This is a genomic window from Salipiger pentaromativorans (genome assembly GCF_024721115.1).
GTDB lineage: Bacteria > Pseudomonadota > Alphaproteobacteria > Rhodobacterales > Rhodobacteraceae > Salipiger > Salipiger pentaromativorans.
Window position 1 is genome coordinate 536,736 of sequence record NZ_JAMDHK010000001.1, and the last position, 13,719, is coordinate 550,454.

At 68.1% G+C, this 13,719-nt stretch carries 10 protein-coding genes and 2 tRNA genes; 11 read left to right on the top strand and 1 reads right to left on the bottom strand.

Annotation, left to right across the window (positions count from 1 at the left end):
* Positions 1-156: 156 nt before the first annotated feature.
* Positions 157-2,925 carry a hypothetical protein gene (locus tag M4578_RS02565; RefSeq protein ID WP_258091976.1) on the top strand — a complete coding sequence of 923 codons (2,769 nt, stop codon included), beginning with the start codon at positions 157-159 and terminating at the stop codon, positions 2,923-2,925.
* 312 nt (positions 2,926-3,237) lie between these two features.
* On the opposite strand, the gene M4578_RS02570 is transcribed toward M4578_RS02565, so the two are convergent.
* Positions 3,238-5,592 carry an ATP-dependent helicase gene (locus M4578_RS02570; RefSeq protein ID WP_258091865.1) on the bottom strand — a complete coding sequence of 785 codons (2,355 nt, stop codon included), beginning with the start codon at positions 5,590-5,592 and terminating at the stop codon, positions 3,238-3,240.
* A 254-nt stretch (positions 5,593-5,846) separates the two neighbouring features.
* Between M4578_RS02570 and pyc the strand changes: the two genes are divergently transcribed.
* The 10 genes from pyc to M4578_RS02620 all read left to right on the top strand — a co-directional run bounded on the left by pyc (position 5,847) and on the right by M4578_RS02620 (position 13,706).
* Positions 5,847-9,290 carry a pyruvate carboxylase gene (gene pyc / locus M4578_RS02575; RefSeq protein WP_258091866.1) on the top strand — a complete coding sequence of 1,148 codons (3,444 nt, stop codon included), beginning with the start codon at positions 5,847-5,849 and terminating at the stop codon, positions 9,288-9,290.
* 109 nt (positions 9,291-9,399) lie between these two features.
* Positions 9,400-9,801: a rhodanese-like domain-containing protein gene (locus M4578_RS02580; protein WP_258091867.1), complete on the top strand. Its 402-nt coding sequence runs from the start codon at positions 9,400-9,402 to the stop codon at positions 9,799-9,801.
* 103 nt (positions 9,802-9,904) lie between these two features.
* Positions 9,905-9,979: transfer RNA gene (locus M4578_RS02585), tRNA-Gly, on the top strand.
* Between the two features lie 37 nt (positions 9,980-10,016).
* Positions 10,017-10,091: transfer RNA gene (locus tag M4578_RS02590), tRNA-Gly, on the top strand.
* A gap of 127 nt (positions 10,092-10,218) precedes the next feature.
* Positions 10,219-10,668, top strand: coding sequence for a GNAT family N-acetyltransferase (locus M4578_RS02595; protein WP_258091868.1), 450 nt, complete (start codon positions 10,219-10,221; stop codon positions 10,666-10,668).
* Positions 10,669-10,861: 193 nt separating this feature from the next.
* The gene (locus M4578_RS02600) at positions 10,862-11,293 is read left to right on the top strand and encodes a hypothetical protein (protein WP_258091869.1); all 432 of its coding nucleotides are present in this window, start codon (positions 10,862-10,864) and stop codon (positions 11,291-11,293) included.
* Positions 11,290-11,946, top strand: a complete 657-nt coding sequence (locus tag M4578_RS02605; RefSeq protein WP_258091870.1) for a MotA/TolQ/ExbB proton channel family protein — start codon at positions 11,290-11,292, stop codon at positions 11,944-11,946. Before M4578_RS02600 ends, M4578_RS02605 begins: the two co-directional genes overlap by 4 nt.
* Complete coding sequence (locus tag M4578_RS02610; RefSeq protein WP_258091871.1) at positions 11,939-12,325, top strand: biopolymer transporter ExbD; 387 nt, start codon at positions 11,939-11,941, stop codon at positions 12,323-12,325. The genes M4578_RS02605 and M4578_RS02610 overlap by 8 nt, the downstream gene beginning before the upstream one ends.
* Positions 12,325-12,714 carry an ExbD/TolR family protein gene (locus M4578_RS02615; RefSeq protein WP_258091872.1) on the top strand — a complete coding sequence of 130 codons (390 nt, stop codon included), beginning with the start codon at positions 12,325-12,327 and terminating at the stop codon, positions 12,712-12,714. Before M4578_RS02610 ends, M4578_RS02615 begins: the two co-directional genes overlap by 1 nt.
* Positions 12,711-13,706 carry an energy transducer TonB gene (locus M4578_RS02620; protein ID WP_258091873.1) on the top strand — a complete coding sequence of 332 codons (996 nt, stop codon included), beginning with the start codon at positions 12,711-12,713 and terminating at the stop codon, positions 13,704-13,706. The genes M4578_RS02615 and M4578_RS02620 overlap by 4 nt, the downstream gene beginning before the upstream one ends.
* Positions 13,707-13,719: the final 13 nt, after the last annotated feature.

Consider the following 13,719-nt stretch of genomic DNA (forward strand, 5'->3'; position numbering starts at 1 on the left):
TTTTCATGCGGTTCCGGGCGCTAACATCCCTCGCCAGCTCCCGTCCCGCAAGACCCTGCGGCCAAAGGCTTCTTTCGCTGAGCGGAGAGCTGCTGTAGACTGGGCTCCCGCGTCTTGGGACTCCCATAGGCGCCCGAGCAGTGATAGAGACCGCGCATGGCACCGAATTTCGCGCTATCCCTTTCTTTCGATGGCATCGCCCTGCTGCGCCGTGCCGTCACCGGCTGGATGCGGCTCGACGCGGTGGCGCTGGACAGCGACGACCTCGACGGCGCGTTGCAGGCGCTGCGCGATCGCGCGCTGGAACTGGCGCCGGACGGGGCGCAGGTTCTGCTGGTCCTGCCCAACGAGCAGATTCGCTATCTCGACCTGCCCGACCCCGGCGGCGACCGCGCAGAGCGCGAGACCGCCGTCCGCGCCGCGCTCGACGGCGCCACCCCCTATGCGGTGGAAGAGCTGGTCTTCGACTGGTCGCAAAGCGGCGACCGCCTGCTCGCCGCCGCCGTGGCACGCGAGACGCTGGAAGAGGCTGACGGGTTCATCCGGGCGCATGGCTTCGATCCGGTGAGCTTTACCGCGCTCCCGCCGGAGGAGGCGTTCGAGGGCCCGCTGTTCCTCGGCGCCGCCCCCGGCTGGACCGGCGCCGCGCCGGACCGGCTGCCGCAGCCGCTGCGGATCGTCGAGGGCACGCCGGATCTGCCCTGGTCGCGCCCGCGCGCCGAGCCGCAGCAGCCCCCGGCCGCAGACGCGCCGCCCCAACCGGAACCAGTGGCCGTTCCGCCGGCCCCGCCCCCGGGCCCGGCGCCGAAGCCGACCCCCACGCCGGTCGCCCCTCCGCCGTCCGAACCCGCCCGCGTTGCGCCGCCGACGGCTCCTGCCGCGCCAACCGCGCCCGTGGCGCCCGAGCCACCCGCGCGGGTCAGCTTTGGCGAGGGCATGTTCGGCCCCGGCGGCAACGCCCGCGCCGACACGATCCCCGCCCCGCAGCAGGAAACGCCGGTGCTGCGCCCGGTCAAGGCCCCCGCACGCACGGCCAGTGGCGCCCCGGCAGTGCCGCTCTCGGGCGCCGACACGACAGCGCCCGGCCCGGCCCCCAGTTTCTCCAGCATCCGCGCCACCCGCGATCTGCCGGCGACACCGGCAGCCCCGGCGCCGGCCTCCGTCAGCGACGCGCCCAGAACCGCCCCGAGGCTGCAAGGCCCCGAGCTGCCCGCCCAACCGGCCCGCGACGCGACCCCGGCCACACCGGCGGCTCCCGCTCCGGACCGCGACAGCATGGCCAGCCGCGCGCTGTCGGCATTGTCGCGCCGCCGGCGCAGCGAGAGCGCCGCGCCCGACCCCGAACCGGCCCCCTCCGCAGATAGCACCCCGCACCCCGAGCCGGCCCCCAGGAAAACCCGCGCGCCGGCCAGGAAGGCAAGTTCCAAGGCCGCCGCCATGCTGAAATCGCCGGGCAAGGCCGCGGCGCAGATCGCCGCCATGCGCCGCGACCCGGCGCCCACTCCCACGCCGCCCCCGACAATGGCGCCCGCTGCCGCCGGCGCCGCCGTCCTCGACCCCGATGAGGAACGCCGCCGCATGACCGTCTTCGGCGCGCGGCGCGAAGAGCAGATCGGCGGCAAGCCGCGCTATCTTGGGCTGATGCTCACCGCCGTGCTGCTGCTGTTCCTCGCCGGCGTCGCTGCCTGGGCCTCGGTCTTCCTCGACGAAGGGCTGTCGCGCTTCTTCGGCCCGAAAGATCCCGCGGAAGAGGCGATTGCCGCCGCGCTGCCGGACGAGGCCCTGCCGCTGCCGCCCCCGGCCACCGAGGCCGAGGAAGAGGCGGAAGACACCGAGATGGCCGCGCTCGATCCGGCCCCGGTGCAGACCGATGCCGCCACATCGGCGCTGAGCCAGCCCATCCTGCCCCAGGCGCTGACCCCGGAAGAGGCCGCCGCGCGCTACGCCGCGACCGGCATCTGGCAACGCGCGCCGACCGCACCGCTGGAACCGGCGCAAAGCGGGGTGGACGATCTCTATATCGCCTCGGTCGATCCCCAGGTGGGCCAGTTCGATGCCGTGGCACTGCCGCGGACCGCCATCGACCATGACGATCTTGCGCCTCAGCCGGTGGCGCTGCCGCCCGGCCCGGACGTGCGGTTCGATCTCGATGACAAGGGTTTGGTGCGCGCGACGCCCGAGGGCGCCGTCTCGCCCGACGGGGTACGCGTGTTTGCCGGCCTGCCGCCGCAGGTGCCGCCGCTGCGCGGTGTCGCCGAGACGCCGGCGGCTCCGGAGCAGGAGGCCGCCCCGCAGGCCGCGCCCGCGGCCGATCCGGCACAGGACCAGCTTCGCCAGCTCCGCCCGCAGCCCCGGCCCGACGATCTGGTGGAGCAGACCGAACGCGCGAATCTCGGCGGGATCTCGATCGCCGAGCTGGCGGGCAAGCGCCCCGCGATGCGCCCGCCCAGTGCGCAGGAGCAGGCGGCAGAGGCGCAGCAGGACGCCCCTCAGCAAGAGCCCACCGCCGAAGCCCCCGCCCCCGCGACACCGCCGGCCACGGCGCTGGCGGTTGCGACCTCGCTGCAACCGCAGACACGGCCGCGCAACATGGACACCATCGTCCAGCGCGCCGATCGCGAGACCGTGCAGACCGCCTCTGCCGGGCCGATCCGGATCCAGCCCGGCCCCAAGGTGCCGCAGAACGCGAATGTGGCCAAGGAGGCCACGGTCCGGAACCAGATCAACCTGCGCGAGATGAACCTGATCGGCGTCTTCGGCAAACCCTCGAGCCGCCGCGCCCTGGTACGCCTGTCGAACGGACGGCTACAGAACGTCAAGGTCGGCGACCGGCTCGACGGCGGGCGCGTTGCCGCCATCGGCGAATCCGAGCTTCAGCTTACCAAGGGCGGACGGAACATCGTTCTGAGGATGCCGAGGGGCTAAGCTTGTCGCCGTAGCGGACATGCCAGACAGGCATGGTGGGCGAATCGCCCACCCTACGATTGCATGAAAATCGCAACGGTTAAGCCCCTTGCCGAGTGCCTCCCATGCAATGTTTGCCGGGCCGGCGTTGGCCCGTGGGGTGCCGCCCAGACGGGCTGTAACCCCTGACTGATCCCGGCCACATCCGAACAACCTCGAAACGAGGCGTTTACGCCACAACAGCGGCAGCCCGCCCCGGCGGGCTACGCCATTGAGTCCGGACCAAGGCGCGGGGATTGAGGACCGCGGAAGGCGATCAGGTCGCGTAAGCCCCTAAAACGGCACGTCATCCTCGGCATGCACGAAGCGCGAGACGACCTTCTTGAGCCCCGCCTTCTCGAAGGCGATCTCCAGCTTGTCGCCCTCGATCCCCACGATCTCGCCATAGCCGAACTTCTGGTGGAAAACCCGCTGCCCGGTCTCGAAGGCCGAGACCGCCTCGAGGTCGATCACCGTGTTGCGGCTTTCGCGCGGCTGGCTCACCGGGCGCTGCGAAGAGCGCTCCTGTAGCCGCTTCCAGCCCGGCGAATTGTAGACATTGGCCTCCGCCGCGCGCGCCTCGACCCCGGAGGACATGCCGCCATAGGCCGCCGCCGCGCCGAAGCCGCCGCCATAAAGCCCCGGCGGGGTCAGCACCTCCACATGCGCCTCGGGCAGTTCGTCGATGAAGCGCGAGGGCAGCGCCGATTGCCACTGGCCGAACACCCGGCGGTTGCCGGCAAAGGAGATCGTGCACAGCTCCTCGGCCCGCGTGATGCCGACATAGGCCAGCCGCCGCTCTTCCTCCAGCCCCTTCAACCCGCTCTCGTCCATCGAGCGTTGCGAGGGGAAGAGCCCGTCCTCCCAGCCCGGCAGGAACACGCAGGGAAACTCCAGCCCCTTGGCGGCGTGCAGCGTCATGATCGAGACCTTCGCCCCCGCCTCTTCGCTTTCGTTGTCCATGATCAGCGCGACGTGTTCGAGGAACCCTTGCAGGTTCTCGAACTGCTCCAGCGCCTTGACCAGTTCCTTGAGGTTTTCCAGCCGCCCCGGCGCCTCGGGCGTCTTGTCGGCCTGCCACATGCCCGTATAGCCGGACTCATCCAGAATGATCTCGGCCAGCTCCATATGGGTCATGTCGCGGTCGCCGGTCAGCCGGCCCCAGCGCGCGAGATTTTCGCACAAGAGCCGCAGTTGCCCGCCGCCCTTGCCCTTGATGCGCTCCTCGTCCACGGCGATCCGCGCGCCCTCGACCAGCGACACGCCAAACTCCCGCGCCGTCGCCTGAATGATCTGCTGCGCCTTGTCGCCAAGACCGCGCTTGGGCGTGTTGACGATGCGCTCGAAGGCCAGATCGTCTTCGGGCGAGACCACCAGCCGGAAATAGGCCATGGCATCGCGGATCTCCATCCGCTCGTAAAAGCGCGGGCCGCCGATCACCCGGTAAGGCAGACCGATGGTGAGGAAGCGGTCCTCGAAGGCGCGCATCTGGTGCGAGGCGCGGACAAGGATGGCCATATCGTCGAGCGAATAAGGTTTCAGCCCGCGCGTGCCCTTTTGCAGCGACTCGATCTCCTCGCCGATCCAGCGCGCCTCTTCCTCGCCGTCCCAATGGCCGATGAGCCGAACCTTCTCGCCGCCCTCGGCCTCGGTCCAGAGCTCCTTGCCAAGCCGGCCCTCATTGCCGCGGATCACGCCGGACGCAGCGGCGAGGATATGCGGAGTGGAACGGTAATTCTGTTCCAGCCGAACGACATGGGCGCCGGGGAAATCCTTTTCGAACCGCAGGATATTGCCGACCTCGGCGCCGCGCCAGCCATAGATCGACTGGTCGTCGTCCCCCACGCAGCAGATGTTCTTATGCGCGCCCGCCAGCAGCCGCAGCCAGAGATATTGCGCGACGTTGGTGTCCTGATACTCGTCCACGAGGATGTAGCGGAACCAGCGCTGGTACTGCTCCAGCACATCCGCATGCGCCTGAAAGATCGTCACCATATGCAGCAGCAGGTCGCCGAAATCGCAGGCGTTCAGCTCGCGCAGCCGGGTCTGGTATTGCTCGTAAAGCTCGGTGCCACGGTGGTTATAGGCCGACGCCTCGGCGGCGGGCACCTTGGCGGGCACCCAGGCGCGGTTCTTCCAGTGGTCGATGAGACCCGCAAGCTGCCGCGCGGGCCAGCGCTTTTCGTCGATGTTGCTGGCGGCGATGAGCTGTTTCAGCAGGCGGATCTGGTCGTCGGTATCCAGAATGGTGAAGTTGCTCTTGAGCCCCACCAGCTCCGCATGGCGGCGCAGCAGTTTGACGCAGATCGAGTGGAAGGTGCCGAGCCAGGGCATGCCCTCGATCTGCTGGCCGAGCATCCGCCCCACCCGCTGCTTCATCTCGCGCGCGGCCTTGTTGGTGAAGGTCACCGCGAGGATCTCGTTCGGGCGCGCCTTGCCGGACATCAGCAGATGCACGATGCGCGCGGTCAGCGCCTTGGTCTTGCCGGTGCCCGCGCCGGCCAGCATCAGCACCGGCCCGTCCATCTGCAACACCGCCTCGCGCTGCGCCGGGTTCAGGTCGTCGAGATAGGGCGCGGGCCGCGCCGCCATGGCACGGGCCGACAGCGACGCGCCTTCGAAGGCGTCCATGTCATCGAAACTGCTCATATGCCCAATCTAGCCGCAGACGCGACCAAAGAAAAGCGGCGTTCACGCAATGTTCCACAGCTTTCGCAGGGGGCCGCTTGCACGCGCTGTTGCAGCTTGAAACAATAAAATCCGCTAACGGCAAATTCTGTTACAGCGAGATTTGCAAAACGCCTGAAAATCCAGGCTAACTTTGCAAAGCAATCTTGCGCCGCATCGCGGCATCGCGTTCACTCCCCGCCACGGTCAGGAACGGCCCAAGACGGAGGAAAATAATGTCCGAGTTCCAGAAGATTCTCATCGCCAACCGGGGTGAGATCGCGATCCGCATCATGCGGGCGGCGAACGAGATGGGGAAGAAGACGGTTGCCGTCTTTGCCGAGGAAGATAAGCTTGGGCTCCACCGTTTCAAGGCCGACGAAGCCTATCGCATCGGCGAGGGGCTGGGGCCGGTCGCGGCCTATCTGTCGATTCCCGAAATCATCCGCGTGGCCAAGGAATCGGGCGCCGACGCGATCCATCCGGGCTATGGGCTGCTCTCTGAAAACCCCGATTTCGTCGATGCTTGCGTCGAGGCCGGCATCACCTTCATCGGCCCCAAGGCCGAGACCATGCGCGCGCTTGGCGACAAGGCCTCCGCCCGCAAGGTGGCCATCGCCGCCGGGGTGCCGGTGATCCCCGCCACCGAGGTTCTGGGCGACGATTTCGAGGCCATCGCCAAGGAAGCCGAAGAGATCGGCTATCCGCTGATGCTCAAGGCCAGCTGGGGCGGCGGCGGGCGCGGCATGCGCCCGATCACCGAGCCCAAGGAACTGAAGGAAAAGGTGCTGGAAGGCCGCCGCGAGGCCGAGGCCGCCTTTGGCAATGGCGAGGGCTATCTGGAAAAGATGATCCTTCGCGCCCGCCACGTCGAGGTGCAGATCCTCGGCGACCAGCAGGGCAATATCTACCACCTTTATGAACGCGACTGCTCGGTGCAGCGCCGCAACCAGAAAGTGGTCGAGCGCGCGCCCGCCCCTTATCTGAGCGAAGCGCAGCGCGAGGAGCTCTGCGAGCTGGGCCGCAAGATCTGCGCCCATGTGAATTACGAATGCGCGGGCACGGTCGAGTTCCTGATGGATATGGACTCGGGCAAGTTCTACTTCATCGAGGTCAACCCGCGCGTGCAGGTCGAGCATACGGTGACCGAAGAGGTCACCGGCATCGACATCGTGCAGGCGCAGATCATGATCGCCGAGGGCAAGTCGCTGGCCGAGGCCACCGGCAAGGCCAGCCAGTACGACATCAAGCTGACCGGCCACGCGCTTCAGACCCGGATCACCACCGAAGACCCCACCAACAACTTCATCCCCGATTACGGCCGCATCACCGCCTACCGCTCGGCCACCGGCATGGGCATCCGTCTCGACGGCGGCACGGCTTACGCGGGCGGGGTGATCACCCGCTATTACGATTCGCTGCTGGTGAAGGTGACCGCCAAGGCGCCGACGCCGGAAAAGGCCATCAAGCGGATGGACCGGGCGCTGCGTGAATTCCGCATCCGCGGGGTGAGCACGAATATCGACTTCGTGATCAACCTGCTGAAACACCCGGTGTTCCTGAACAACCAGTACACCACCAAGTTCATCGACACGACGCCCGAGCTTTTCGATTTCAAGAAGCGCCGCGACCGGGGCACCAAGGTGCTGACCTATATCGCCGACATCACGGTGAACGGTCACCCCGAGGTGCAGGGCCGTCCCATGCCGCATGCGGAGCTAAAACCGGCGCGCACGCCCAAGCTGCGCACCGAAACCCCGCCGCCCGGCACCCGCACGCTGCTGGAAGAGAAAGGCGCCCAGGCGGTGGCCGACTGGATGGCGGCGCAGAAACAGCTGCTGATCACCGACACCACCATGCGCGACGGCCACCAGTCGCTGCTCGCCACCCGCATGCGCTCGCTCGACATGATCAAGGCGGCGCCCGCCTATGCGCATAATATGCCGGGGCTCTTCTCGGTGGAATGCTGGGGCGGCGCGACCTTCGATGTGGCCTATCGCTTCCTTCAGGAATGCCCCTGGCAGCGGCTGCGCGACATCCGCGCCAAGATGCCCAACATCATGACGCAGATGCTGCTGCGCGCCTCGAACGGGGTGGGCTATACCAACTATCCCGACAACGTGGTGCAGAGTTTTGTCGCCCAGGCGGCGGCCTCGGGTGTCGACGTGTTCCGCGTCTTCGATTCGCTGAACTGGGTCGAGAACATGCGCGTCGCCATGGATGCGGTGATCGAGAGCGGCAAGATCTGCGAGGGCACGGTCTGCTATACCGGGGATATCCTCGATCCCGCGCGGGCCAAATACGACCTGAAATACTATGTCGCGATGGGCAAGGAGCTGAAGGCGGCGGGCGCGCATGTGCTGGGCCTGAAGGACATGGCCGGCCTGCTGAAACCCTCCGCTGCGGGCATGCTGGTCAAGGCGCTGAAGGAAGAGGTGGGCCTGCCCATCCACTTCCACACCCATGACACCTCCGGGGCCGCCATCGCCACGATCATGGAGGCGTCGAAGGCGGGGGTCGATGCGGTGGACGCGGCGATGGACGCGCTTTCGGGCAACACCTCGCAGCCGACGCTGGGCTCCATCGTCGAGGCGCTGCGCCACACCGAGCGCGACACCGGGCTGGATGTGGACGTGATCCGCGAGGTCTCGAACTACTGGGAGGCGGTGCGCGGGCAATACGCGGCCTTCGAATCGGGCATGCAGGCCCCCGCCTCCGAGGTCTATCTGCACGAGATGCCGGGCGGCCAGTTCACCAACCTCAAGGCGCAGGCGCGTTCACTGGGGCTGGAAGAGCGCTGGCACGAGGTCGCCAAGACCTATGCCGACGTGAACATGATGTTCGGCGACATCGTCAAGGTGACCCCGTCGTCGAAGGTGGTCGGCGACATGGCGCTGATGATGGTCAGCCAGGGCCTGACCCGCGCTCAGGTCGAGGATCCGAAGACCGAGGTGAGTTTCCCCGATTCGGTCATCGACATGATGCGCGGCAATCTCGGCCAGCCGCCGGGCGGCTTCCCCAAGGGGATCGTCAAGAAGGTGCTGAAGAGCGAAAAGCCCAACACCGACCGCCCCGGCGCGCATCTGGCGCCCGCCGATTTCGACGCGCTGCGCAAGGAGCTTCAGGCGAAATTCGAGGATGTCGAATTCGACGACGAGGATTTCAACGGCTACCTGATGTATCCCAAGGTCTTCACCGATTACGTCGCCCGGCACGAGGATTACGGCCCCGTGCGGGTGCTGCCGACGCTGACCTATTTCTACGGCATGGAGCCCGGCGCCGAGATCACCGCCGAGATCGACCCCGGCAAGACGCTGGAGATTCGCCTGATCGCCGTGGGCGAGACGCAGGACGATGGCGAGGTGCGGGTGTTCTTCGAACTGAACGGCCAGCCCCGCACCATCCGCGTGCCCGACCGCAAGGCCAAGGCCAGCTCGGCGGCGCGGCCCAAGGCCGAGACCGGCAATCCCAACCACATCGGCGCGCCGATGCCGGGTGTGGTGGCAAGCGTGGCCGTGAGCGCCGGTCAGGCGGTCAAGGAAGGCGATCTGCTGCTGACCATCGAGGCGATGAAGATGGAGACCGGCCTGCACGCCGAGCGCGACGCGGTGGTGAAGGCGGTGCATGTGCTGCCCGGCGGCCAGATCGACGCCAAGGACCTGCTGATCGAACTGGAATGAGCGGTTGCGGGGCGGGGGAATGCCTCCCCTGCCCCGCGCCTTTTTGAGATGTTTTTTTGAGTATTTCTAGAAAGATGAAAGGGCTTTCGGGGTCCTGGGAGGAGAAGCCATGGCGCTGAAGATCACGGCGGCGAAGATGGTGGCGGAGGCGCGGGCGCGCATCCCCGAAGTAGAGACCGCCGACGCCATCGCGCAGCTTGGCGACCCGGATCTGGTCATCGTCGATATTCGCGACGTGCGCGAACGTCAGCGCACCGGATCCATTCCAGGCTCGGTGCACGCGCCGCGCGGGATGATCGAATTCTGGGTCGATCCCGCCAGCCCCTACCACAAGGAGGTGTTCGCCCAGGAGGGCAAGCGCTATCTCTTTCACTGCGCCAGCGGCTGGCGCTCGGCGCTGACCGTGGCGATGCTGCAGGAGATGGGCTTTGATGCGGCCCATCTGAAAGACGGGTTCAGCGACTGGGTGAAACAGGGCGGGCCGGTGGAAAACCCCGAGCCCCGGAACTGAAGGACCGCCCCGCGCGGCCCGTCGCGGATTTCCGCGGACTCCGTGCAAATTTCCTCTTGCGGAGCGGCGCGCAAGCCTCTACATCGCCTCCACCATCGGGAACGCGGGCGTAGCTCAGGGGTAGAGCATTACCTTGCCAAGGTAAGGGTCGTGAGTTCGAATCTCATCGCCCGCTCCAGATGGACCCTTCGGCAGCATGGCTGTCGTAAACGGATGCGGGCGTAGCTCAGGGGTAGAGCATTACCTTGCCAAGGTAAGGGTCGTGAGTTCGAATCTCATCGCCCGCTCCAAACACTCACACTGAGATACGGAATTTGAGCGAAACCGCCGCGGCGGGCCGCCAGAGCCGGGCCTTGCGATCCTCCGACCGAGCGTCTTTAGTGCCGATGCAGGCCATGATCATCTGAGAGAACAGATATGGCGGATCCCCGTGTTCGCGCGGCGGCGCAAGACGATCTGACCGCCGTTCTGGCGCTCTATCGTCAACTCCATCCAGCCGATCCCGTACTCGATAGAGCCCAAGCCGAGGCCACTTGGTCCAGGTTGCTGTCCTGCGGCGTGACCACCGTCTTCGTCATCGAGCAAGACGATCTCCTTGTCGCGTCCTGCACGCTCGCCATCGTACCGAACCTGTCGCGGGGCGGACAGCCCTACGGCGTCATCGAGAATGTGGTGACCGATGGGGCGCACCGCCGTCGCGGCCTCGGCCGCGCGGTGCTGTCCGCAGCACTACGCAAGGCCTGGGACGCGCAGTGCTACAAGGTTGTGCTGGCGACGGGCTCGGCGCGGGAATCGACCCTGAGGTTCTATGAAGGCGCCGGCTTCCAGAGAAACGCGAAGACCTATTTCGAAATCCGCAGGCCGTAACCTCCATGGCCCCTGCCCCGAGGCACCGCCAGACCGGTCACGGGCTTGCGCCAATAAAGTTGATTAACTTAATAAGGTATTGAAATTTGCCTCCGGCTGTGGTGACTCTCGGCGCAATCACAACAGCCAGCACCCTGCCATCCGGGGCAACGCCAGCGAACCGTGTACCTGACCACGTTTCAAGGAGTTGCCGGTGTTCCGTGCCATCCCTTCCGCCTGCCGTCGCGCCCTGGCGCCCCTTGCCGCCGGACTACTGCTGCCCACGGCCCTCGCCGCGCAGGAGGGCGCGCTGGCGCTGGAACTGAATGCGCAGGAGCAGACCGAGACCGGCTGCAAGCTCAGCTTTCTCGCCCGCAACAGCCATGACAGCGACATTGCCGGCGCGGTGTTCGAGACGGTGCTGTTCGACACCGGCGGCCAGGTCGAGCGGCTGACGCTGTTCGATTTCGGCGCGCTGCCGGCGGGCAAGCCCCGGCTGCGGCAATTCGTGGTGCCCGGGCTGCAATGCGAGGCGCTGGGACAGATCCTGATCAACGGCGCCACGCGCTGCGAGGCCGGCACACCGGGCGCCTGCACCCAGGGGCTGCGCCTGACCAGCCGCACCGATGTGGAGATGATGGGATGATCGAAATGCTGATCGACATGCTGGTCCGGGTGGCCGATCTCGGCGGGCCGGTGGTGCTGTTGCTGATCGCGCTGTCGGTGCTGACCCTGGCGGTGATGCTCTATAAGATCTGGCAGTTCCGCGCGGCGGGCGTGGGGCGGCACCGGGCGCTGAAACACGCGGTCGCCGCCTGGGATGCCGGCGATCACGGCACCGCCCGCGACGCGCTGGCGCGGTCCTCCAGCTATCTGAAACCGGTGATTACCATGGCCTTCGCCGGGCGCTGCGATGCGGCGCGGCTCGACGCCGAGGCCGAGACCCGCTTTGCCCGGCTCGAGCGCGGCTTCCGCTTTCTCGATTCGGTGGCACAGCTTTCGCCGCTGCTGGGGCTCTTCGGCACGGTGCTGGGGATGATCTCGGCCTTCCAGGCGCTTCAGGACGCGGGCGCGCAGGTCGATCCCTCGATTCTTGCGGGCGGCATCTGGGTGGCGCTGCTCACCACCGCCGTGGGGCTGGCCGTCGCGATGCCCACGGCGCTGGTGCTGAGCTGGTTCGAAACCCGCATGGAGGCCGAGCGCGTGCTGGCCGAACAGGCGCTGCGCAGCGTGTTGTCGCCCGCCGGCAGCACGCAGGCGGCCGAGACGGTGGCGATCGGGGCGCCCGCCCATGCGTAGCGCAAAGCGCAGACGCAGGCTCTCGATGACCTCGCTCATCGACGTGATCTTTCTGCTGCTGCTGTTCTTCATGCTGACCTCGACCTTCACCCGCTTTTCCGAGGTCGAACTGGCCGCCGCCGGCAGCGGCGCGGCGCCGGCACCCTCGGAGCGCCCGCTGTTCCTGCAACTCGGGCCCGAAACCGCGCGGCTCAACAGTGCCGAGGTGGCGCTGGAGGGGCTTGCCGACGCGCTCGCCGCACAGCGGGGCGACGGGGCGGCGGTGCGGCGGCTGCTGGTCGCGCTGCAACCGGGGGTCAGCGCGCAACGGCTGACCGACCTGCTTGTGGTACTGCGTGGCCTGCCGGGGCTGGCGCCGGTCGTGCTGGGAGCCTCGTGATGCGCCCGCGCCGTCCCCGCCCGCAGAGCGAGCCGACCATCGCGCTGATCAACATCGTCTTCCTGATGCTGATCTTCTTCCTCGTGGCCGGCACGCTGGCGCAGCCGCTGGACCCGGCGTTGCGGCTGGTCAGCACCCGCGATCTCGACGGCAGCCCGCCGCCGCCCGACGCGCTGGTGGTGCATCCGGACGGCGCGCTGAGCCACAAGGGGCAGGTCGTGGACACGCCCGAAACCTTCCTTGCGGCGCTCGCCCCCGAGGCACGCGCGACCGTGCGGCTGGTGCCCGACCGCGACCTGCCCGCCGCCGATCTGGTGGCGGTGGCGCGGGCGTTGCGCGCGGGCGGGGCCGAAAGGGTTTTGATCGTCAGCGAAAGGGTGCTGCAATGATCGCGAATTCCCGCCTTCTGAAAGCGGTGGCACTGCTGCTGGCCAGCAGCGCCCATGGCGCGCTGGCGCTGGCGCTGCTGCCCGACAACCCACCGGTCGAGATCGAAGGCTCGGACGGCGCGCCCGAGGCACGGGTCGGATCCAGCTTTGCCGACATGGCAACGGGCACGCTCAGCGCCGAGCCATCCCCCGAGCCGGTCGCGCCGCAGCCGGTGCAGGAGGCGGCGCTGACCCCGCTCACACCGCCCGAACCGCAACCGCCCATCGCGGCGGAGCCCGCGCCCCGGCCCCCCGTCCCCGAGGCGCAGTCTGCCGAAGCGCCGCCCGTGGCCGAGCACGTCCAGCCCGCCGCGCCGGCACAAACGAGCGCCCCGCTGCCCGCGCCCGACGCCGTGGCCGCACTGCGCCCCGAAACGCCCGAGGCGGCCCGCCCGGCGGTCCCCGCCGAAACCCTCGAGGCCGAAGAGAAGGACGTGCCGCCCAACGCGCTGGCGCGGTCGCTTCGGCCCATCGAGCGCCCCGAGACCCTGCGCAAACCCGCGCCCGCGCCGGCCCCGAAAGCCGCCGCGCGCCCGAAGACGCAGACCAAGACCGCCAAGGCGCAGCCCAAGGCCGCCCCCGCGCCCAGAGGCAATGCAGACCGCAATGCCAAGGCCGGTCAGGAGCAGGGCAGCCAGAGCGCCAAGGCAACCCGGAGCGGCGCCGGCGGCAAGGCCAAGCAATCGGGCAATGCGGCGGCCAGCAACTATCCCGGTCAGGTGATGCGGAAGCTCTCGCGCGTGCCGCGCCCGCGCATGAATGTGCGCGGCGCCACCGTTGTGGCCTTCCGGATCTCGGGCACCGGCGGGCTGGCCGGGGTCTCGGTCGCCCGCAGCTCGGGCTCGTCGGCACTGGACAGCGCAGCGCTGAAGGTCGTGCAGCGGGCGGCGCCCTTCCCGGCGCCGCCCGCCGGCGCGCAGCGCAGCTTTTCCGTGCAGATCAAGGGCCGCTGAGCGGTCGGCGGCG